General features: G+C 72.0%; 19 protein-coding genes. 6 read left to right on the forward strand and 13 right to left on the reverse strand.

The window, feature by feature from the left end; all coding sequences use genetic code 11:
* Positions 1-15: 15 nt before the first annotated feature.
* Positions 16-1,377 (reverse strand): hypothetical protein, encoded by a 1,362-nt coding sequence (locus tag ACGFZA_RS18550; protein ID WP_385280550.1) that lies wholly within the window; start codon positions 1,375-1,377, stop codon positions 16-18.
* Positions 1,378-1,519: 142 nt separating this feature from the next.
* Between ACGFZA_RS18550 and ACGFZA_RS18555 the strand changes: the two genes are divergently transcribed.
* On the forward strand, positions 1,520-2,536 hold the full coding sequence (locus tag ACGFZA_RS18555; RefSeq protein ID WP_385280548.1) for a small ribosomal subunit Rsm22 family protein: 1,017 nt from the start codon (positions 1,520-1,522) through the stop codon (positions 2,534-2,536).
* A gap of 37 nt (positions 2,537-2,573) precedes the next feature.
* Here ACGFZA_RS18555 and ddaH read toward each other — a convergent pair whose 3' ends face one another.
* A complete protein-coding gene (gene ddaH / locus ACGFZA_RS18560; RefSeq protein ID WP_385280545.1) occupies positions 2,574-3,476 on the reverse strand; it encodes a dimethylargininase in 903 nt (300 codons plus the stop codon).
* A gap of 269 nt (positions 3,477-3,745) precedes the next feature.
* Here ddaH and ACGFZA_RS18565 point away from each other — a divergent pair, with 269 nt between their 5' ends.
* Complete coding sequence (locus ACGFZA_RS18565) at positions 3,746-4,492, forward strand: bifunctional DNA primase/polymerase (RefSeq protein WP_385280543.1); 747 nt, start codon at positions 3,746-3,748, stop codon at positions 4,490-4,492.
* Positions 4,493-4,641: 149 nt separating this feature from the next.
* Here the strand turns inward: ACGFZA_RS18565 and ACGFZA_RS18570 are convergent, their stop codons facing one another.
* The 7 genes from ACGFZA_RS18570 to ACGFZA_RS18600 all read right to left on the reverse strand — a co-directional run bounded on the left by ACGFZA_RS18570 (position 4,642) and on the right by ACGFZA_RS18600 (position 12,158).
* A complete protein-coding gene (locus ACGFZA_RS18570) occupies positions 4,642-5,574 on the reverse strand; it encodes a hypothetical protein (RefSeq protein WP_393680263.1) in 933 nt (310 codons plus the stop codon).
* Positions 5,507-6,490, reverse strand: a complete 984-nt coding sequence (gene efeU / locus ACGFZA_RS18575; protein WP_385280536.1) for an iron uptake transporter permease EfeU — start codon at positions 6,488-6,490, stop codon at positions 5,507-5,509. The genes ACGFZA_RS18570 and efeU overlap by 68 nt, the downstream gene beginning before the upstream one ends.
* 30 nt (positions 6,491-6,520) lie before the next feature.
* Complete coding sequence (gene efeB / locus ACGFZA_RS18580) at positions 6,521-7,798, reverse strand: iron uptake transporter deferrochelatase/peroxidase subunit (RefSeq protein ID WP_385280534.1); 1,278 nt, start codon at positions 7,796-7,798, stop codon at positions 6,521-6,523.
* A gap of 23 nt (positions 7,799-7,821) precedes the next feature.
* Positions 7,822-8,958, reverse strand: coding sequence for an iron uptake system protein EfeO (efeO, locus tag ACGFZA_RS18585; protein WP_385280531.1), 1,137 nt, complete (start codon positions 8,956-8,958; stop codon positions 7,822-7,824).
* A gap of 181 nt (positions 8,959-9,139) precedes the next feature.
* On the reverse strand, positions 9,140-9,991 hold the full coding sequence (locus tag ACGFZA_RS18590) for a heme ABC transporter ATP-binding protein (protein WP_393680266.1): 852 nt from the start codon (positions 9,989-9,991) through the stop codon (positions 9,140-9,142).
* Complete coding sequence (locus ACGFZA_RS18595) at positions 9,988-11,085, reverse strand: FecCD family ABC transporter permease (RefSeq protein ID WP_393680268.1); 1,098 nt, start codon at positions 11,083-11,085, stop codon at positions 9,988-9,990. Before ACGFZA_RS18595 ends, ACGFZA_RS18590 begins: the two co-directional genes overlap by 4 nt.
* On the reverse strand, positions 11,082-12,158 hold the full coding sequence (locus ACGFZA_RS18600) for a hemin ABC transporter substrate-binding protein (protein WP_393680270.1): 1,077 nt from the start codon (positions 12,156-12,158) through the stop codon (positions 11,082-11,084). Before ACGFZA_RS18600 ends, ACGFZA_RS18595 begins: the two co-directional genes overlap by 4 nt.
* Positions 12,159-12,295: 137 nt before the next feature.
* Between ACGFZA_RS18600 and ACGFZA_RS18605 the strand changes: the two genes are divergently transcribed.
* The 3 genes from ACGFZA_RS18605 (at position 12,296) to ACGFZA_RS18615 (ending at position 16,089) form a co-directional block, all read left to right on the forward strand.
* Positions 12,296-13,705 (forward strand): HtaA domain-containing protein, encoded by a 1,410-nt coding sequence (locus ACGFZA_RS18605; protein WP_393680272.1) that lies wholly within the window; start codon positions 12,296-12,298, stop codon positions 13,703-13,705.
* Between the two features lie 61 nt (positions 13,706-13,766).
* Positions 13,767-15,335, forward strand: a complete 1,569-nt coding sequence (locus ACGFZA_RS18610) for an HtaA domain-containing protein (protein ID WP_393680274.1) — start codon at positions 13,767-13,769, stop codon at positions 15,333-15,335.
* A 70-nt stretch (positions 15,336-15,405) separates the two neighbouring features.
* Positions 15,406-16,089, forward strand: coding sequence for a PhzF family phenazine biosynthesis protein (locus tag ACGFZA_RS18615; protein WP_393680276.1), 684 nt, complete (start codon positions 15,406-15,408; stop codon positions 16,087-16,089).
* 68 nt (positions 16,090-16,157) lie between these two features.
* Here ACGFZA_RS18615 and ACGFZA_RS18620 read toward each other — a convergent pair whose 3' ends face one another.
* Both ACGFZA_RS18620 and map read right to left on the reverse strand, forming a co-directional pair.
* Complete coding sequence (locus ACGFZA_RS18620; RefSeq protein ID WP_385280511.1) at positions 16,158-16,823, reverse strand: heme oxygenase (biliverdin-producing); 666 nt, start codon at positions 16,821-16,823, stop codon at positions 16,158-16,160.
* Positions 16,824-17,050: 227 nt separating this feature from the next.
* Entirely contained in the window at positions 17,051-17,908 is an 858-nt protein-coding gene (map, locus tag ACGFZA_RS18625) for a type I methionyl aminopeptidase (RefSeq protein WP_385280508.1), read from the reverse strand.
* A gap of 57 nt (positions 17,909-17,965) precedes the next feature.
* Between map and ACGFZA_RS18630 the strand changes: the two genes are divergently transcribed.
* The gene (locus tag ACGFZA_RS18630) at positions 17,966-18,199 is read left to right on the forward strand and encodes a hypothetical protein (RefSeq protein WP_385280506.1); all 234 of its coding nucleotides are present in this window, start codon (positions 17,966-17,968) and stop codon (positions 18,197-18,199) included.
* 45 nt (positions 18,200-18,244) lie between these two features.
* Here the strand turns inward: ACGFZA_RS18630 and ACGFZA_RS18635 are convergent, their stop codons facing one another.
* Positions 18,245-19,558 carry an MFS transporter gene (locus tag ACGFZA_RS18635; RefSeq protein WP_393680279.1) on the reverse strand — a complete coding sequence of 438 codons (1,314 nt, stop codon included), beginning with the start codon at positions 19,556-19,558 and terminating at the stop codon, positions 18,245-18,247.
* A 79-nt stretch (positions 19,559-19,637) separates the two neighbouring features.
* Complete coding sequence (locus ACGFZA_RS18640; protein WP_393680281.1) at positions 19,638-20,240, reverse strand: hypothetical protein; 603 nt, start codon at positions 20,238-20,240, stop codon at positions 19,638-19,640.
* Positions 20,241-20,377: the final 137 nt, after the last annotated feature.

Consider the following 20,377-nt stretch of genomic DNA (forward strand, 5'->3'; position numbering starts at 1 on the left):
GGCTGCCCGCGGGCGTCAGTCCGCCTGCGGGTAGCCGATCAGGTGCAGCCGGTCCTTGTCGTCGGTCCAGCGGAACAGCCCGACGCCCTCCGCGGCCTCCGCGCCCGGCACCCGCACGTTCGGCGACAGCATGTCCGTCGTCCCCGCGGAGAGGTCCGCCTCGACCGGGAAGCCGCCGCCGGCCAGCACATCGGCGGCGTTGCGCACGTTCGTCGCCCCGTACGCCGTGCCGCCGTCGGTCACGGACGCCAGTACGAGGGTCTTCGACCCCTCGGTGTCCTCGAAGCAGTAGCCCTTGCCGGCCTGCAGATCGAACGCGAGGTTCCCGGCCACCAGGTAGTCGCCCGACGACGAGACGACTGCCTGGGGGTACTGCCCCGGTGCGATCGCAGGTTTGTGGCACTGCACGGAGGCCAGGGCCTTGCCCGTCTTCGTGTCGTGCACCGTCCACAGCTCGTGGCTGCCGGCGAGCTTCGCGCCCTTCGCGAGCTGCCACCTGGCCAGCACCACGCCGGGGGCCACGGACGTGGGGACACCGCTCTGCTTGTCGGTGCCCTTGGGCGCCACATTCCGGCTGAACCAGCCGCCCTGGACCCAGAACTCCCGCGCCCCGCTCACCAGCAGGCCCTTCGACGTCAGCCCGCGCACCTCGGTGAGCTGTTTGCAGGCCGTGCAGCCCTTCGGATACTTCAGCGCCGTGGCGGGCACCTTGGTGATCCTGCCGGTCGCCGGGTCCACCACCACACTGGTGGCGCGGCCGTCGCCGATCACGATGCCGGGACCGGTGACGCTGATGGTCGGCACCGAGGTCCACGGCACCTCGACCCGCTGCCGGCTGCCGTCCTCCACGGAGTACACGTCGAGGGAGACGATCCGGTCCGCCGGCGCCGGAGCGTCCTCGCCGACCTTCCCGTACGCCCAGGTCACGAAGTACTCCTGGTCGTCCGTGGCCACGGTCAGCAGCTTCGGGAAGTGCAGCGCGGCCGGCGGGCGCCAGGCGTCCCCGCTCCAGCCGGCCCGCCCGGTCTCCGGGTCGATCGTCCGCAGCTGGTACTCGCCCTCGGCCGTCCGCACCAGATAGGCGAGCCGCCCGGTCGTCCGCGAGAGCGCGTAGTCGGGAGACGTCCCGATGAGCTCCCAGCCGCGCCGGGTCGTGTACGCGGACGGGACGGTCAGCTGCGTCGCCGGGCCCGCGCTCTTCTTCACCGGCTTCTTCGGCACGGCGTCGTTCTTCTTGTCGCCGCTGTCACCACCGCCGGCGGACAGCAGGAGCAGCAGCACCAGCACCACCAGCCCACCGACCAGAGCCAGGCGCACGACCCTCTGCCTCGTACTCCCACCGCCGACCGGGGTCAGGCGCCCGAACTTCAGTCTCATGGTCCCCCCGTTGGGCACGACACGACCTAGCGGCGGTCAGCGTAGCAACTGGCGTGTATGCGTTTACAGTTCGGTCCCCGGGCCATTCCGTTTCGGTCCCGCGCGGAGTCCGGGGCCGTTCGCGTCCGCCTACAATTCCTCGGTGAACGACACCCTCCCCACCGCGGAAGCCCTGCGCGCGGCCCTGGCCGGACTCCTCGACGGGCTGCCGCCCAAGCAGGCCGCCCAGGCAGTCGACCGGCTCATCGCCAACTACCGGGGGACCACTCCCACCCACACCCCGCTGCTCCGCGACCGCTCGGACGTCGCCGCGTACGCCGCGTACCGGATGCCCGCGACCTTCGAGGCGGTACGGTCCGCGCTCGACGCCCTGCGCGACGCTGCCCCCGACTGGGTGCCGGCCACGCACACCGATGTCGGCGGCGGCACCGGAGCGGCGAGCTGGGCGGTCGCCGGGGTCTGGGAGGGGCCGCGGACCACCATCCTGGACTGGGCCGAGCCCGCGCTCGCGCTGGGCCGCGAACTGGCCGGGGCCTCCGGCCTCCCGGGGCTGCGCGCCGCCGAGTGGCAGCGGGCCCGGATCGGCGAGGACCTCGACCTCGACGCCACCGACCTGGTGACCGTCTCCTACGTGCTGGGCGAGCTCACACCCCAGGCCCGCACCGCGCTCGTCGACGCCGCGGCCCGTGCGGCGCAGGCCGTCGTGATCGTCGAGCCCGGCACCCCCGACGGCTACACCCGCGTCATCGAGGCCCGGGACCGGCTGACCGCCGCCGGGTTCACGGTCGCCGCACCCTGCCCGCACAGCGACGCCTGCCCCATCGAGCCGGGCACGGACTGGTGCCACTTCTCGGCCCGGGTCAGCCGCTCCTCGCTGCACCGGAAGGTGAAGGGCGGCTCGCTGCCGTACGAGGACGAGAAGTTCAGCTACGTCGTCGCCACCCGCTTCACCCCCCGGCCCGTCGAGGCCCGGATCACGCGCCGGCCGCAGATCCGCAAGGGCCAGGTGCTGCTGGAGCTCTGCACCCGGGACGAGGCCCTGCGACGGGCCACGGTCACCAAGCGGCACGGCACGCTCTACCGCGCCGCCCGGGACATCGACTGGGGCGACGCCTGGCCGCCCCCGCAGGACACGGACGAGGGGCCCGCGGGCCCCTGATCCGCCGGACGGCCAGGCCTCTCGTTCAGAACACGCCCTAAGGGCTGTCCCGCAATTCCTGGGTGCAGCATTTCACGCTGCCGCCGCCCTTGAGCAGCTCGCCGAGATCCATCGGCACCGGTTCGAAGCCGCGCCCGCGCAGCGGGTCGAACAGGCCCGTGGCGGCCTGCGGCAGCAGGACGTGCAGCCCGTCACTCACCGCGTTCAGCCCGAGTGCGGCAGCGTCCGGCTCGGCGGCGATCAGCGCGTCCGGGAAGAGCCGCGCCAGCACGGCCCGGCTGCCCGGCGAGAAGGCGCCCGGGTAGTACATGATCTCGTCGGCCGCGTCGTCCAGGACGCTCAGCGCCGTGTCCAGGTGGTAGTAGCGCGGATCGACCAGGTCGAGGCCGATCACCGGCCGTCCGAAGAACTCCTGCGCCTCGTCGTGCGAGAGCGGACTCGACCGGAAGCCGCGCCCCGCCAGGACGTACGAGGACGTCACCGCGAAGTCGCCCTCGCCCTCGTTGACGTGGACGGGCTCATGGATCTCGGTGAAGCCGTGGCCGCGGAACCAGTCGCGGTGGGCGGCCGCCTCCGGGAACCGTTCCTCGTACGCGAAGCGGGCCCCCAGCACCCGGCCGTCGATGACGGTGGCCCCGTTGGCGGCGAAGACCATGTCCGGCAGTTCCGGGTGGGGTGCGAGCAGCTCGACGGTGTGGCCGAGGGCGCGGTAGCGGCCCAGCAGGTCCTCCCACTGGGTCTGGGCCAGCGGGAGGTCGACGGGCTTGGTGGGGTCCATCCACGGGTTGATGGAGTACGTCACCCTGAAGTGCGTCGGGGCGCACATCAGGTAGCGGCGGGGTGTGGCTTCACGAGGCAATGAGGGCTCCTCACGAATCGTCGCTGCGGCATTGGTGGCCGCTGCGGCCGGTGCGTCGCACGGGTGTGTGCGTGAGTTCATGGTGCGCCGTCCGGGCCGTGCGCGCAGTGGACCGATCGGGTGGTTCCGTACAGCTGTGTGACGTGTGACGGCCTCGTCCCCGCGAGAACGGTGGCGACCCCCCTTCAGGGGCTCCGATCACCTGGAATTCATCTGCCATTTCATGACAATAGGTGCGATATCAGTCGCGGGGGGCCATCGGCCGTCGTACCCCGCTTCCGGACTCTGGCCACCCGAAGCGCAGGATGGTGGGACCATGGGCAGGGGCAACGCTTGAGGTAAGGGGATAGATGGGCGCCGATTTCAGCCGCGGTCGCGGCTCAGAGAACAGGTTTTCCCACTGGCTGCGCCGTCGGTCCAAACCGCAGCAGAGCGATGTCGACGGCACCGCACGGGAGGCGCTGCTCCTGGCTGTCGCCGAGGCCGGGATGCCGATCGCGCCCGCCGCCCATCCGGTCGGCTACCGATGTTCGTGCGAACGCGTCGGCTGTCCCACCCCCGCCAGGCATCCCATCTCCTTCGCCTGGCAGACGCAGTCCACGACCGACCGCGCGCAGATCGAGCGCTGGGCCCGCAGCCAGCCGCAGGCCAACTTCATCACCGCGACGGGCATGATCCACGACGTGCTCGACGTCCCGCTGTCGGCGGGCACGCAGGCGCTGGAGCGGCTCCTCGCCGCCGGTATCGACGTGGGCCCGGTGGCCACGTCCGGCGAGGACCGGATGCTCTTCTTCACGGCGACGCGCGGTACGCCGGAGGACGAGGACGAGTGGTGGCCGTGCGAGCTGGACTGCCACCCCGAGACGATGGACGAGCACCCCGGACTGCGGTGGCACTGCCGAGGCAGCTACGTGCTGCTGCCGCCGGCCATGCTCCCGGGTGAGCTGGACGTGCGGTGGGTGCGGGGGCCGGAGAACCCGTTGCCCGACCCGCTGACCCTGCTGGAGACCCTGACGGACGCGTGCGCGCGGTTCGTGGGCTCGGCGGAGCAGAGCGACGTCGACCATGAATCGGTGGCCTGGCCGCTGAGCCGGTAGCCGGGGCGGGAGTGGGGGAGAGGGGTCCGTACCCGGACCCCTTCGCCACGCCGGTCCCGGTACGGCATCCGCCCGGGACCCCTTCGCGGCTGTCAGCCCCGGCAGGAACGACCCGAGCTGTCAGCCCCGGCAGGAACGACCCGATCCGCCTAGGACCCCTTCGCGGCTGTCAGCCCCGGGACGCGGTTCAGCACGATCACCTTGCCCGACCCGGCACCCTTCTTCGGCACGTACACCAACTGGCTGGAGATCCGCTCCTTCGTGAGCGTGCTCTGCACCTCACCGGTCAGCAGCGCGGCGACGTCCTGCGAGACCGTCGGCCGCAGCCCCTTCGCCGCGGTCTGCCGCTCGAAGTGCTTGCTGCTGAAGAAGACCAGCGCGCCCCCGTCGGCCGTCTCCAGGCCGAGCGTCCCGAACGTCCCGCTGTTCAGCGGCTGATCGACGTACTGGTAGGAGAAGCCGGCCCGACGGGTGTTCAGGCGGGCGTCGCGCCATTGCGAGGTGGCCGCTCCGGGGGCGAACACGTCGGGCGTGCCCTTTTGCAGGTATCCCGTGTACTGCGCGCCCAAGTCCGCGGGAGCCGCCGCCAGTTCCGGACTGTCCGCGGCCACCGGTACGGCCCGCCCCTCGCCGTCCTTCGCGAAGTCCGGGAGCTGGGAGGGGGTGACGACCGACAGGTAGGCCGCCTTCCACTGCGCGTCGGGCCCGGACTTGACGAAGACGAACAGCCAGCGGGTGTCGAGCTTCCCGCTGTCCTGGTCGCGGTTGGAGTCCGTGTCCGCGAGGAACCACCGCGGCCAGCCGGCCTTCTTCGGGATGACGTAGTGCGCGTCGGTCAGTTCCAGCGGCCGGTGGTTCGCGTTGCCGTTCGGGAAGTTCTTCTGCCGGGCCCGCAGGCCCGCCTGGTTGACCGCGCCGAGCGGACCGGTGACCCGGTCCGCGTCCAGCGCGGGGTCGTATGCCTTGTCCGCCGCGTTGTACGCGGTGGTGAAGGCCTCCAGTGCCTGCGCGGCCTCAGGCCGTGTCGCCCCCGGGACGACTTCCAGCTCGCCGTGCACCGTCACGCACCCGCTCGCCGTCATGCTCAGCACCGTCGCTGCCGCGAGCCCCGTCGCCAGCCGAACCGGCCTCAGGCTTCTCATCCGTTGCTTTCCGCGCCTTCTGATCCGTCGCACCCGCTGCGGGGCCCTCTGACCGTCCGAACCCTACCGGGGAGAGGAACAGCGCGAGGGTGGGGATCAGATACAGCGCCCACACCGTGATCTGGAGAACGGTCGGATCGGGCTGGAAGTTGAACGTGCCCTTCAGCAGCGTGCCGTACCAGCTGTCCGGCGGAATCGTGGCGCTGATGTCGAACGCCCGGTTCTGCAGACCGCCGAGGAACTCCGCTTCCTGGAGGTCGTGGACGCCGTACGCGAGGACACCCGCCGCGACGACCACCAGCATGCCGCCGGTCCAGGTGAAGAACTTCGCCAGGTTGATCTTCAGCGCACCGCGGTAGAACAGCCAGCCCAGCACGACGGCCGTGGCGATGCCCAGCAGCGCGCCGATCATCGGATGCCAGCCGTCGTCCGCCGCGTGCACCGCACGCCACACGAACAGCGAGGTCTCCAGGCCCTCACGGCCCACCGCGAGCAGTGCCGTGGCGACCAGGGCGCCGGTGCCCATCGCGAGCGCCGCGTCGAGCTTGCCGTGCAGCTCCGCCTTCAGATGCCGTGCGGTGCGGCGCATCCAGAAGACCATCCAGGTGACCAGGCCGACCGAGAGGATGGACAGCGAACCGCCCAGCGCCTCCTGGGCCTTGAACGTCATCTCCTGCGAACCGAATTCGAGACCGGCACCGAAGGCCAGACTGACGACGACCGCGATGGCCACACCGAGCCAGATCGGCAGCAGCTTGTGCCGGTTGCCGGTCTTCACCAGGTACGCGATGAGAATGCAGACGACCAGGCTGGCCTCAAGGCCCTCGCGCAGGCCGATCAGGAAGTTACTGAACACGTTTCGGTTCCCTTTCCGCTTCGAGTCCCGTTACGAGAACAGCGCCCGGCCCCACCAGTCGTCCTTGTCGCGGACGCCCGGCGGGACGGCGAAGTGCGCCGAACCCACGTGCTGGATGTACTCGTTGAGTGCGTCGTGTGCCGCCAGGCGCCGCTGCAGCGGCACGAAAGCCTTGCGGGTGTCGCGCTGGTACGCGAGGAAGAACAGCCCGGCGTCGAGCCGGCCCAGGCCGTCGGTGCCGTCGGTGAAGGAGTAGCCGCGCCGCAGGATCGTCGCCCCGTCGTTCGTGTCGGGGTGTGCGAGGCGTACGTGGGCCGTCGGCAGCATCGCCTTCAGGAACGGCTCGTCGCGCTCCTTCGCCTTGCCGACCGGGGCGCCCTCGCCCTTGTCGCGGCCGAAGACGTCCTCCTGCTCCTGGAGCCCGGTCCGGTCCCAGGTCTCGATGTGCATCCGGATGCGCCGGGCCACCAGGTAGGACCCCCCGGTCATCCAGCCGCTCCCGTCCTTCCCTCCGACCCAGACGTGCTGGTCGAGGGCGGCGGTGTCGGTGCCGGAGATGTTCCGGGTGCCGTCCTTGAACCCCATCATGTTGCGCGGGGTCTGGGCGTCGGGCGTCGTCGAGGACGTCTTGCCGAAGCCCAGCTGGGACCAGCGGATCGCGGTGCGGCCCATGCCGATCCTGGCGAGGTTGCGGATGGCGTGCACCGCGACCTGCGGGTCGTCCGCACACGCCTGGACACAGAGGTCGCCGCCGCTGCGGGCCTTGTCGAGGTTGTCGCCCGGGAACTTCGGCAGGTCGACCAGGGCCTCCGGGCGCCTGTCCTCCAGACCGAACCGTCCCTGGGCGAACAGCGAGGGGCCGAAGCCGATCGTCAGCGTCAGCCGGGACGGCTTGAGTCCCAGGGCCTCGCCCGTATCGTCCGGCGGCGCCTCGGCCAGGCCCCCGTAGGCGCCGTCGCCGACCGCGTGGCCGGCCGTCATCCGCTCGGCCGCCCGGGTCCACTCCTTGAGCAGCGCGACCAGTTCCGCCCGGTCCTTCGTCGTCACGTCGAACGCCGCGAAGTGCAGCCGGTCCTGGACGGCGGTGGCGATGCCGGCCTGGTGCACGCCGTGGAACGGCACCGCCGCGCCGCTGTCCGCGGCCGTCACGGGGGTGTCCCCGGAACCCACCGCGGCCACCGCGCCGCCGGCCGCCACCGCGCCGAGCGCGAGCCCGGCGCCGCCCCAGCCGAGCAGCGCCCGCCGCGACGGGGCGCCCCCCGAGGTCCCGGCGGCACCGTCGGATGTCTGGCGATTCTGCTCGGACATGCCCGGATCCTCTTTCCGGCCGGTTACTTCGTCACCGCGGCAGCGAGCCGCGAGAGGGGCTCGGCCAGCGCGTTGACCGCGTCGGACAGCTCCTTGCGGTCCGCCTTGCCGACCTTCTCGTACGAGGTGAACACGTAGGAGCTCTTGTCCGTGCGGTACTTGTCCAGCAGCGTGTTCAGCGCCGCGAACTGCTTGTCCAGGGTGGCGGTCAGCGCCGCGTCGTTCTTCGTGGCGATCGGCTTCAGCAGCTCGTAGGACTTCTCCGCGCCCTCGACGTTGGCCTTGAAGTCGACCAGGTCGGTGTGGCTGTAGCGCTCCTCCTCACCGGTGACCTTGCCGGTGGCGACCTCGTCGAGGAGCTCCTTGGCGCCGTTGGCCATCGAGGTCGGCGTGATCTCCGCCGTGCCGACCCGCTTCTGCCAGTCGAGCAGGTCCTTGTAGAGGGTCGGCGCGAGGGCCTTCTCCTCGGTGCCCAGCTTCTTGTCCTGCCACAGCGCCTTCTCCAGGCGGTGCCAGCCGGTCCACTTCTGGCCGTCCTCCAGGCCGTCCTCGCGGACGTCGACCTTCGGGTCGATGTCGCCGAAGGACTCCGCGACGGGCTCGGTGCGCTCCCAGCCGATACGGGAGTCGGCGTACGCCTTCTTCGCGGCCTCGACGTCACCGGCGGCGACGGCGTCCGTGAAGACCTTGACCTTCGGCAGCGTCTCGTCGGCCTGCGCCTGGACGTAGGTGCGGTAGGCGGCGACGGCCTTGTCCATCTCCGGGCTGCGCTTGGCCACCTTGCCGCCGCTGACCTCGATCTTCTGCCGGATGCCGTGGCCCTTCATGCCGGGCTTGCAGGCGATCTCGTACGAACCGGCCTTGATCTCGGCGGTGATGGAGGCCTTGGTGCCCGGGCCGATGTTCTCGCGCTCGGCGACGATGCGGTCGTCCGGGAACAGGACGTAGACCTCGGTGACCTTGGAGCCCTTGTTCTGCACGGCCAGCTCGACGTGCCCGGCCGGCAGCTCCGTCTTCGAGACCTCGCAGGAGTCGTCCTTGGCGACGACCTGGACGGCGCCCTCGCCCTTGCCGTCGCTCTTCTCGGCGCAGCCCGTGACAGCGGTCAGAGCGGCCACGGTGGCGGCAGCGGTGACGACGGAGAAACGAACGGCTCGCATGCGGGCTCCACTTGAGAGGTAGGGAGGAAGGGAGAAACGGATCGGACAAAGGTGGGTGAGGCGGACCTAACTTAACCGAGGCTTACCTGACCGGTACCCACCCGTGCAGTGATTCACCTCTCACTGGGGACTCACAGGAACGGAAGGATCACAGCCGACCCATGAGCGAGCCCCCAACGGGTCAAGCAATGGTCAAGAGGGCTCTTTCCGGGACGACGAGAGGCACCCCGGTCCGCGGATGCGGGAACACCTCGACCGGCTGCCGGTAGACCCCGCTGAGCAACGCACTTGTGAACACCTCGCCCGGCGGACCGTCCGCCGCGATCCGCCCGTCGTGCAGCACGGCGGCCCGGTCCGCGTACGCGGCCGCGAGGCCCAGATCGTGCAGGACGACGACGACCGCGTCCCCTGCGGCGGCCCGCTCCCGGCAGATCCGCAGCACCAGTTCCTGATGGCGCAGGTCGAGCGCGGCGGTCGGTTCGTCCAGCAGCAGCAGCGGCGCCCGCTGCGCCAGCACCCGGGCGAGGGCCACCCGGGCCCGCTCGCCGCCGGACAGCGCGGAGAAGGGGCGGGCGGCGAACCCGGTCACCTCGGTGGCCGCCATCGCGGCACGCACCGCCGGATCGTCCTCGTCCGCCCGGTCCGTCCCCGCCCAGGGCGCGCGCCCCATCCGTACGACGTCCTCGACCGGGAACGGGAAGGACAGCGCCGCGGACTGCGGCAGCACGGCCCGGCGCAGCGCCAGTTCGGGTGCGGACCAGTCGGTGACCGGCCGCCCGTCGATCCACACCGCGCCGCTCCCGGCGGGCAGGTCGGCGGCCAGCGCGGCCAGCAGGGTCGACTTGCCCGCCCCGTTCGGGCCGACGAGTGCCAGCACCTCGCCGGCGTGCGCCGTCAGGTCGATGGAGTCGAGCACCTGCCGCCCGCCGAGCCGGACCCGCAGCCCGAGCGCCTCGGCGACCGGATCGCCGGGGGCGACGGGCACGGGCAGCCGCCGGCCCCGTCCCGCGAAGAGGTTCCGCAGTGTCCTCATGCCCAACCACCTTGCTTACGACGGGTCCTGCGCAGCAGCCAGAAGAAGAACGGGCTGCCGAAGAGCGCGGTCAGCACGCCGAGCGGCAGCTCGGCCGGGTCGGCGACGGTCCGCGCCGCGAGATCGCCGGCGACGAGCACCAGCGCACCGCCGAGCGCACTGCCGGGTACGAGGAAGCGGTGCCCCGGGCCGTTCGCCATCCGCAGCAGGTGCGGCACCAGCAGTCCCACGAACGAGATGATCCCGGCCACCGCCACCGCGGCGGCCGTCAGCAGCGCCACGACGAGCACCAGCACGATGCGGAGCCGTTCCACATCGACGCCCAGGTGCCGGGCCGGCCGTTCACCGAGCGCCAGCAGGTCCAGCTTGCGGGCGTAGAACGGCGCGATGGCGAGGCCGAGCACCGCGCACGGCAGCACCGCCAGCACCTTGGGCCAGGTGGCCTGGGCCAGCGAACCGAGCTGCCAGAAGGTGATCTGGGTGATCTGCGCGTTGTCCGCGAAGAAGATGAACAGGCCGATCAGCGCGCCCGCGAAGGCGTTGACGGCGATGCCGGTGAGGATCAGCGTCACCACCTCCGTCCGGCCGCCCGACCGCGAGAGCGCGTACACCAGCAGCACGGTCAGCAGACCGGCGGCGAACGCGCAGACGGTGATCGTCCAGTTGCCGAGGAAGCTCAGCCCCAGCGCGATCGAGGCGACCGCGCCGACCGCCGCCCCCGCGGAGATCCCGATGACGCCCGGCTCGGCGAGCGGATTGCCGAACACGCCCTGCATCAGGGCGCCCGCGCAGCCGAGGGACGCGCCGACCAGCAGCGCGAGGACGACCCTCGGCAGCCGCACGTTCCACAGGACGCTCTCGCCGACCCGGTCCAGGGCGTGACCGCCGAGTCCGGTCCGGTGCTGGACCGAGGCGAGGACGTCGCCGAGCGGGATGCTGTACGCGCCGAGTCCGGCCGACAGCAGGCAGCACAGGAGCAGGGCGGCGAGCAGCCCGGCGGTCAGGGTGACGGCCGTCGAGCGCCGGGCCCGGGGCGGCGCCGGAGCCTGCTCGGCGTCCGTCCGCCCGGTGGGTGCCTCGTAGGCGGTGGTCACTGGGCCGCACCGTCCTCCGGGTAGAGCTGGGCGACCAGTTCACTCAGCACCCGGTCGGTGCGCGGTCCGTAGTTCAGCAGCACCCCGTCGTCGACCGAGACGATCCGCCGGTCCATACCGGCCGGGGTCTCCGCGACGCCCGGGATCTTCACCAGACCGTCGACACCGCCGACCGAGTCGAGGCCCTTCGTCATCACCAGGATCGCGTCCGGAGCCGCCTTGGCCAGGGCCTCGCTGGTGATGGCGGTGAAGTCCTTCTTCAGCCCGGACGCCTTGCCCGCGTCGACGGCGCCCGCCGCCTCCAGCAGCGAACTCGCCCCGGACTCGCGGCCGCCCAGCAGATAGACGGACGCGGAGCCGCGCAGGTAGAGGAAGGCGACCCGCGGCTTCTTCGCCCCGTCGGCCGGTGCGGGGACGGACTCGCGCACGGCGTCGATGCGGTCCCGGGTGCGCTTTTCGAGCGCGTCGCCGGACTCCGGTACGCCGAGGGCGGCGGCCACCGTGTCGATCCGGCGGCCGACATCGGCGAGTTCCTTGGCCGGTTCGACGACCACGAGCGGAATCCCGGCATCGCGGATCTGGCCGATGGCCTCGGCCGGGCCCGTCGTGGTGTCGGCGAGGACGACGGTGGGATGCAGGGACAGGACGCTCTCCGCCGACACGTCGTGGGCCCGGGTCACCACGGGGAGTTCTGCCGCCTGTTCGAAGGTGGCGGTGATGTCGCGGGCCACGACCTGCTTGCCGAGGCCGAGCGTGAAGACGATCTCGCTCAGGCTGCCGGTCAGCGGCACGATCCGGTCCGCCGAGGTGACGGTGGTGCGCTCGCCGTCCGCCGAGGTGACGGTGACGGGCAGCCGCGGTGCCGGCGTCGTTGTCAGTGGCTCGATCCGGTCCGCCGCCGGGGCCGTGGACGCCCCGGCTCCCGCCGTCTTCGCCTCGGGAGCTCCCGTGTCCCCGCACCCGGCCAGCGACAGTGCCGTCGCCAGGAATGCGGCGGCCAGGACGCCGGTGCGCCGGCGCCCGGGTTGCCCGGCGCCCCGGCCCGGCGGGGCGAAGTCCTTCTCGAAGCGCACTGGGGCACCGTCCTGTCGTTCTGCGGTGTGCAGTTGGTAAGGGATTGGCCGTGAATGTGACGGAAAGGGGTACCGGCACAGGATGTACATACCTTAGGTTAGCCTTACCTGACTTTCTAGATCCCGGAGGGGCCCTCATGTCCTCGTATCGACCTGCCCGCGCGCTTGCCGTCGCGCTTCTCGCGGTACTGCCGGCGGCGCTGCTCCCGGCCACCGCCGCGCACGCGGCGACCCGCACGGTGCAGGGCGGACGGCTGGACTGGGGCATCAAGTCCTCCTTCCAGAGTTACGTCACGGGCCCGATCGCCCAGGGAAGTTGGGGCCTGACCGGCGGCGCGGCAACGGTCGGCGGCAGCCAGTTCCGCTTCCACTCCGCTACCGGTTCCTACGATCCGGCCGGCGGCGACTTCCGGGCGGGCTTCTCGGGCGGTGTCCACTTCACCGGCCACAGGAAGACCGACGGCTCCTACGAACTCGACCTCACGATCAGCCGCCCCACGGTCCGGATCGAGGGCGGCGGCGGCACGGTGTACGCGGACATGGTCAGCAAGGACCGGGGGAGCGGCCGCGTCACCTCGACCGCCCAGGTCCCGCTGGCCACCCTGGGCCTCGCCGGGATCGACATGCGGGGCGGTTCCACCCCCGTCGCCCTCAACAACATCCCGGCGACGCTCACTTCACAGGGCGCCGAGGCCTTCGCCGGCTACTACACGGCCGGCACCCCACTGGACCCGGTCAGCCTCTCCGTGGACACCTCGGCCCCGGCCGGGAAGCCCGCGGCGTCGAAGACCCCCCAGAAGCCGGAGAGCAGCGCGAAACCGAAGGCCGCGCCCGGCAGGTTCGAGGACGCCGCCGTCGACTGGGGCGTGCGCCGCACCTTCCGCGAGTACGTCACCGGCTCGATCGGCCAGGGGAAGTGGACCCTGGCCGGGGGCGCCCAGGACGGCGGGGCACTCTTCCGCTTCCCGCGGGGCGAGGGCACGTACGACGCGAAGAAGCAGGCCCTGGAGGCGGAGTTCGCGGGCAGCGTCCGCTTCACCGGGGCGGGCGGTCTCGATCTGAGGCTCTCCCGGTTCGCGGTGACCGTGAAGGCGGGCGCGGGCACGCTCCGCGCCGACGTCCTGAGCGAGGACACCAGCCGCAAAGCCGTCCCCCTGATCACTTTCCCGGCCGGGGGCTTCGCCCCGAAGGACGGCCTCGCGGTCCTCACGGAGGCCCCCGCCACACTGACCGCCGACGGCGCCAGGGCCTTCGGCTCCCTGTACAAGGCGGGCACCGCGATGGACCCGGTCTCGCTCGTCGTGGCCGTCACGGCGACGGCGAAGCTGCCCGCACTCCCCGACCTGGGCAGCGAGCCCACGCCCTCGGCGCAGACCTCCGAGCCGCCCGCCGTGAAGCCCGTCGCGGCCGCCGCCACCGTGGCGGACGACGGCTCCCGGACCGGGCTGTACCTGGCCCTCGGCGGAGCGGGCGTACTCGCCGCGGCCGCGGTCGGCGCACTCGTTCTCGTACGCCGCAAGCGCTCCACGACGGACGCCTCTTCCTGACCCCCCGCACCACCCCGCACCCCCCGCAGATCACTGAACATCCCTGAGGAGACCCCCGACCATGGCAGCCACCCGCCGTCCCATAGCCCTTGCCGCAGCCGTCGCCACCGCTGCCGCCCTCGGCGCCGCCTTCGCCCTTCCGGCGCTCGCGGCCGAACAGTCCGAGCAGAACGCCACCGCGGCCGCCCCGGCCATGGAGCTCAAGGACGGCACGCTGGACTGGGGCTTCAAGGAGTCCTTCCGCAAGTACATCGGCGCCGCCGGAAAGATCACCGTCAAGGACGGTGCCACCCAGGCCGAGGGCAACGGTGTGTTCACCTTTGTCAACGGCAAGGGCTCGTACGACATGACCACGCACGGCACCGACACCGCCTTCGAGGGCGGCGTCAACTTCTCGGCGCACGGCGGCGTCCTGGACATCACGCTCTCGGACGTCAAGCTCTCCACGGCCGGCGCGGGCGGCGCGATCACCGCCGACGTGGCGACCCCGGCCGGTACGGCGAACGACGTGGCGGTCGCCGACCTCGACCTGTCGGCCGTCCGGCCGGGGCAGGGCGCGGGCGGGGCGATGGTCTTCAAGGACATCCCCGCCAAGCTGACGAAGGCCGGCTCGGAGGCCTTCAACGGCCAGTACAAGGAAGGCGAGGTGCTCGACCCCGCCACTCTCACGGTGAAGGCGGTCACGGCCCCGACGGACCCGGCCGAGCCGACCAAGAAGCCGACCGACCCCGCCGAGCCGACCAAGAAGCCGACGGACCCGGCCGAGCCGACCGGGAAGCCCACGGCGAAGCCCACCACGCAGCCGACGGGGTCCACCCCCGAGCCCTCCCCGACCACCACGGTCACCGACAAGCCGGCCGCCGACCCGGGCGCCATCGTCGACGGCACCCTGGACTGGGGCGTCAAGGCCTCCTTCCGTTCGTACGTCACGGGCCCCATCGCCCACGGCAAGGTCGAGACGACCGCCGGTGCGACCGCGACGGGCGACGGCTACCGCTTCCCCGACGCCACCGGCCGCTTCGACGCCGACAAGCAGACCCTGAGTGCCGCGTTCGACGGCAAGGTCCGCTTCCTGGGCCACGAGGAGAACGGCGCCTACACGCTCGACCTGTCGCTGACCAACCTGGAGATCCAGGCGGACGGGACCCGGGGCAAGCTCATCGCCGACGTGTCCACCAAGGACCGTGAGACGAAGAAGACCGCCACCTACACGGGTCTGGCCGTCGCCGACCTCGAACTGCCCGTCGGCGGACTCACCGCCAAGAACGGCGTGGTGACCCTCTCGGCCGTACCGGCCGCCCTCACCGCCGACGGCACCAAGGCCTTCGGCGGGATGTACAGGGCGGGCGACCGGCTCGACGCGCTGACCCTCTCGGTCGCCCTCGACAAGGACGCCGAACTCCCCTCCACCGGCGGCTCGACGGCCGGCTCGTCCACGGGCGGCTCGTCCACCACCGGCGGTACGTCCACCGGCGGCACCGTGGGCGGCGCCGGCACGGTCGGCGGCTCGGGCGCCCTCGCCTCCACCGGCTCCGACCTCCCGGCGGGCACCCTGTTCGCCGCCTCGGGCGTCATCGTGGCAGCCGGCGCCGGAGCGGTCGTCGTGGCCAGGCGTCGCCGTACGGTCTGATCATCGGCGCACACCGCCCGGGTAACGGCCTCTCGCGGGGCGGGTACCCGGGCGGTGCTTGAATGCGCATGTGAATGACTACGACGTACCGGCCGGCATCGACGTCCTGCGCGTGTTCTGCGGCCCCGACGGCCGGCACGGCAACGCGCTCGGGGTCGTACGCGACGGAAGCGACCACCCCGACGAGGCCTCCCGGCAGGCGCTCGCCGGGAAACTCGGCTTCAGCGAGACCGTGTTCGTGGACGACCCCGAGCGCGGCCGTCTGGACATCTACACACCCGGCCTCCGGCTGCCGTTCGCCGGACACCCGTTGGTCGGCGCCGCCTGGCTGCTCGACCTGGAGTTCCTGGAGCTGGAGGTGGGGGAGGTCTTCGCCCGCCAGGACGGGGAGTTCAGCTGGATCACCGCCCGCCCCGAGTGGGCGCCGCCGCGCACGCTGCAGCAGTACGGCTCCGTCGCCGAGGTCGACGCGCTGCCCGCCCCGCCGCCGGGCGAGGGCTGGCTCTACGCCTGGGCGTGGGAGGACGAGGCCGCCGGCCGGGTGCGGGCGCGGGCGTTTCCCCGGCGGGACGACGGGATCGCGGAGGACGAGGCGACGGGGGCGGCGGCGCTGCTGCTCAGCGACCGGCTGGGCCGCGCCCTGAACATCAGGCAGGGCCGCGGCTCCCAGATCCTCACCGCACCCGCGCCGGACGGCTCGGTGGAGATCGGCGGCCGGGTCGTGCTGGTGCAGCAGAGCCCGGCCGGCGGCTGAGGACGGACACGGCGAAGCGGCGGGGCGATCCGGACCACCCGGACCACCCCGCCGCCTGCCGCCAGGGCCTACGCGCTGAGCGGGAACACCTCGCCCAGCTCCCGGAACACCGCGGTGTTCAGCGCGAACGCGCGCTTGCACTCGTCCACGATGCGCTGCTTCTCCAGATCGTCCGCGTTCACCGCGTCCAGCAGCTCCCGGTAACCCCGCTTGAAGGAGGCGGGGTTGGATATCTCCTCGAAGACGTAGAACCGCACGCCGTCACCCTTGTGCGCGAGGCCCCACGTCTTCTCCGCCTTGTCGCGGATGATCTGGCCGCCCGAGAGGTCGCCCAGGTAGCGCGTGTAGTGGTGCGCGATGTAACCGGCGGGCCAGGTGCGGGCGCATTCGGTGACCCGGTCGGCGTACGCGGCCGTGGCCGGGAGCGGCTCCAGGCCCTCGCGCCAGTCCGTACCGCGCAGATGTGCCAGATCCCGCTCCAGCTGGGCGGTGCGCATCAGTTCGGGCTGGATGAACGGCCCGGCGACCGGGTCCGCGGCCAGTGCCAGGGCCCCGTCCTCCAGCGCCCGGTACACGAACCACAGCTGCTCGGTGTAGCGCGTGTACGCGTCCACCCCGAGGCGACCGCCGAGCAGATCGCTCATGAAGGTCGAGGTCTCGGCCTCGGTGTGCTGCTCGTGCGACGCGGTGCGGATCAGCGTCGAGAAGGGCGTGGCGGTGACGGTTGCGTCCAAGGCGGGCCTCCGGGGACCGAGGGGGACGGGAAGTCCAGAAAGAGACGGAAATATCAGCCCGTCGAGGCTGCTCGCCCCGGCGGACGCCGATGCGTCGATCTTCCTACTTAGGCATACCTAAGTCAACTGTTTCCCGACGTCCTGTCGGTAAAAGTGGACGAGGGGACGGGAACGGGAAACGGCCGCCCACGAGGGGCGGCCGTTCGGAGGGGGAGGCGGTCGCGGGGCTACGGGAGCGTCAGGATCTCGGCGCCCGTCTCCGTCACCACCAGCGTGTGCTCGAACTGCGCGGTGCGCTTGCGGTCCTTCGTGACCACGGTCCAGCCGTCGTCCCACATGTCGTAGTCGTGGGACCCGAGCGTCAGCATCGGCTCGATGGTGAACGTCATGCCGGGCTGCATCACGGTGGTGGCGTGCGGGCTGTCGTAGTGCGGGATGATCAGCCCGGAGTGGAACGAGGAATTGATCCCGTGCCCCGTGAAGTCCCGTACCACCCCGTACCCGAAGCGCTTCGCGTACGACTCGATGACCCGGCCGATCACGTTGACCTGGCGGCCCGGCCGCACCGCCTTGATCGCCCGCCTCAGCGACTCCTCGGTGCGCTCCACGAGCAGCCGCGACTCCTCGTCCACGTCGCCGCAGAGGTAGGTGGCGTTGTTGTCGCCGTGCACCCCGTTGATGTACGCCGTCACGTCGAGGTTCACGATGTCGCCGTCACGCAGCACCGTCGAGTCCGGGATGCCGTGGCAGATCACCTCGTTGAGCGAGGTGCAGAGCGACTTGGGGAAGCCCCGGTAGCCCAGCGTCGACGGATACGCGCCGTGGTCGCACATGAACTCGTGCGCGACCCGGTCGAGTTCGTCCGTGGTGACGCCCGGGGCGATGTGCTTCGCGGCCTCGGCCATGGCCCGGGCGGCGATGCGGCCCGCGACGCGCATGCGCTCGACGGTATCGGCGTCCTGGACCTCCGGGCCGCTGTACGGCGTCGGGGCGGGCTTGCCCACATACTCGGGACGCCGGATGTTTCCGGGCACGGAACGGACGGGAGTGAGCTCCCCTGGTACAAGCAGCGACTGGCCAGACATGCCAGCGAGTCTAGAGCCTGTGTCTGGGGCAGCATGGCACCGAGGAAAGGAGCCGTGATGGCCCTGTTCAAGAAGCGCACGGTCGGCAAGCCGGGCGAGTGGTTCTACTGCCTGGAGCACAAGAAGGTCGAGGAGGGCCCCGAGTGCCCGGCCAAGGACCGCTTCGGCCCGTACACCTCCCGTCAGGAGGCGCAGCACGCGATGGAGACCGCGAAGGAGCGCAACCTGGAGTGGGAGACCGACCCCAAGTGGCACGACCGCCCGGACCCGGACGAGAACGCGGGCGGCTGAGGGCGCGACCCGCCGGGGCGGGGGCCTCGGGCCCCCGCCCCGGGCTCAGCCGGCCGGCGCCGCCGCCCGCAGGGCCTCCTCGCTCCGTGCGCGCCGGCGCAGCGCGTCCTCGTCCGTCTCCGCGTCGTAGGTGAGGAGCTTCGGCAGGGCCGCGGCCAGCAGCGCCACCGAGGCCACACAGGCCACGCCCCCGGACCAGACCGCGGTCCTGGTCCCCGTCCATCCGGCCATACCGCCGGCCCGGACCTGGCCCAGCTGCGGGCCGACGCTGTACGAGAGCACCTCGATGCCCGCGAGCCTGCCCCGCAGCTCCTCCGGGATCGTCTGGTTCCAGATGGTCGAACGGCCCAGGCCGCTGAGCATGTCGCCCGCGCCGGCGACCGTCAGGCAGGCCAGCACCAGCCAGACGTCGCCGAACAGGCCGGCCGCCGCGATGGCCAGCCCCCAGACGGCCGCACCGGCCACCACGAACAGTCCGTGCCGCCGCACCCGTGAGGTCCAGCCGCTGGTCAGGCCCAGCACGAGCGAGCCGACCGAGCCCGCCGCGTACATCATTCCCAGCGACCAGTCCGCGTCCAGCTCGTCGGCGAGGAACGGGAAGATCGTGTTCGGGAAGGCGAAGAACATCGCCGCCATGTCGATCGCGTACGTGCCGAGCAGCACCGGCCGGCTCCAGGCGTAGCGCGCACCCTCCGCGATGCCGCGCAGCGACGGCTTCGCCCCCTGCTCCGCGGGCGGCGCGGGCGCGAGCCCGCGGCACAGCACCACAGACACGGCGAACGTGACCACGGTGATCGCGTACGCCGTGGCGTGCCCGGCATAGGCCACCACCAGGCCCGCCAGCGCCGGGCCCAGGATCGCGCCGGCCTGCCAGCGCAGCGAGTTCAGCGCGGCGGCGGCGCCCAGCTGGTCGTGCGGCACGATGCGGGCCATCAGCGAGTCCAGCGCCGGCCGCTGGAGCCCGGCCAGTGCGGAGACACCGCCGGCCACCACGTAGAGCGGCCACAGCATCGGGTCGGGCAGCGCCGCGGTCACCAGCAGGATCAGCGCGAGCAGCCCCAGACCCGCCTCGGTGGCCAGGATGACCTTGCGGCGGTCGGCCGCGTCGGCCAGCGCACCGCCGTAGAGCCCGAACACGACCAGGGGAACCAGCTCGACCGCGCCCATCGCGGCGACCGCGAGCGGGGACCCGGTGAGGTCCTTGATCTGGAGCGGCAGCGCGATCAGGGCCATGAAGCTGCCGAAGTAGGTGACGATCCCCTGCACCCACAGCAGGCGGAAGTCCGCCGAGGAACGCCAGGGGGAGAGGTCGGGAAGCAGTGCTGCCAGCCTGGCGGCGAGGGAGGTGCGAGAGGTCACGAGGAGACATGGTCCGTCCCGGTGCGTGCCCGGTGCAAACAGATATCGGGCAGGGGACGCGTGCGGTGGGTATGCCGGATCACCACCGCGCCGGCGGCGGCGCGGTCAGCTGGTCGGCGAGCCGGGACAGCCGGTCCCGGAACCGCCGCCGGCCGCGCTGCACGGGCGCCCCGTTCTCCCCGGCCGCCGCGCTGACCAGGTGCTGGACCGTGTCCAGGTCCACATCGTCGCCGCCCGTCACGGAGAGCGCCTCGTGGGCGAGCCCCCGCACCTCCGGATCACCGTTGTCCAGCGACAGGACCGTCGCCCCGGCCCGGCGGGCATCGTGCACCCGCTCCAGCAGCCCCTCACCCGGCCGCTCCGGCACCACCACGAGCAGGGTCTCGCCCCGCCCCGCCGCCTCGATCCGGCCGAGCCCCACCGCCAGGTGGGCGGGGTCGCCCGGTTCCACCCGGTGGCGTACCAGGGTGGGCACCAGCTCGGGCAGCCCCGACCAGGTGGACTCATCGACCAGATGGGCCGCCAGGTGCCACGGCTCGTACTCCTCGGTCCCCACCAGCAGCAGCCCGCCGCCGTGCGGCACGACGGACGAACGGAGCGTCCCGGCGAACCGCCGGGACGCCGCCGGCCACTGTGTCTTCGCCAGCACCTCGCGCAGCAGCGCCACCCGTACGGCATCCATGGCCGGGCATCATGCACGAGACCGGGGCTCCGCACCGGAGAACGGCGGCCGAACCATCCGTACGAGTCCGGCGCGACGGTCCGTCCCGCTGGCCGGGGACACCGGGTCCGGCCCCCGTACCTGGCAGTAGTGTCGGG

It is taken from the genome of Streptomyces sp. NPDC048211 (assembly GCF_043202315.1).
Taxonomy (GTDB): domain Bacteria; phylum Actinomycetota; class Actinomycetes; order Streptomycetales; family Streptomycetaceae; genus Streptomyces.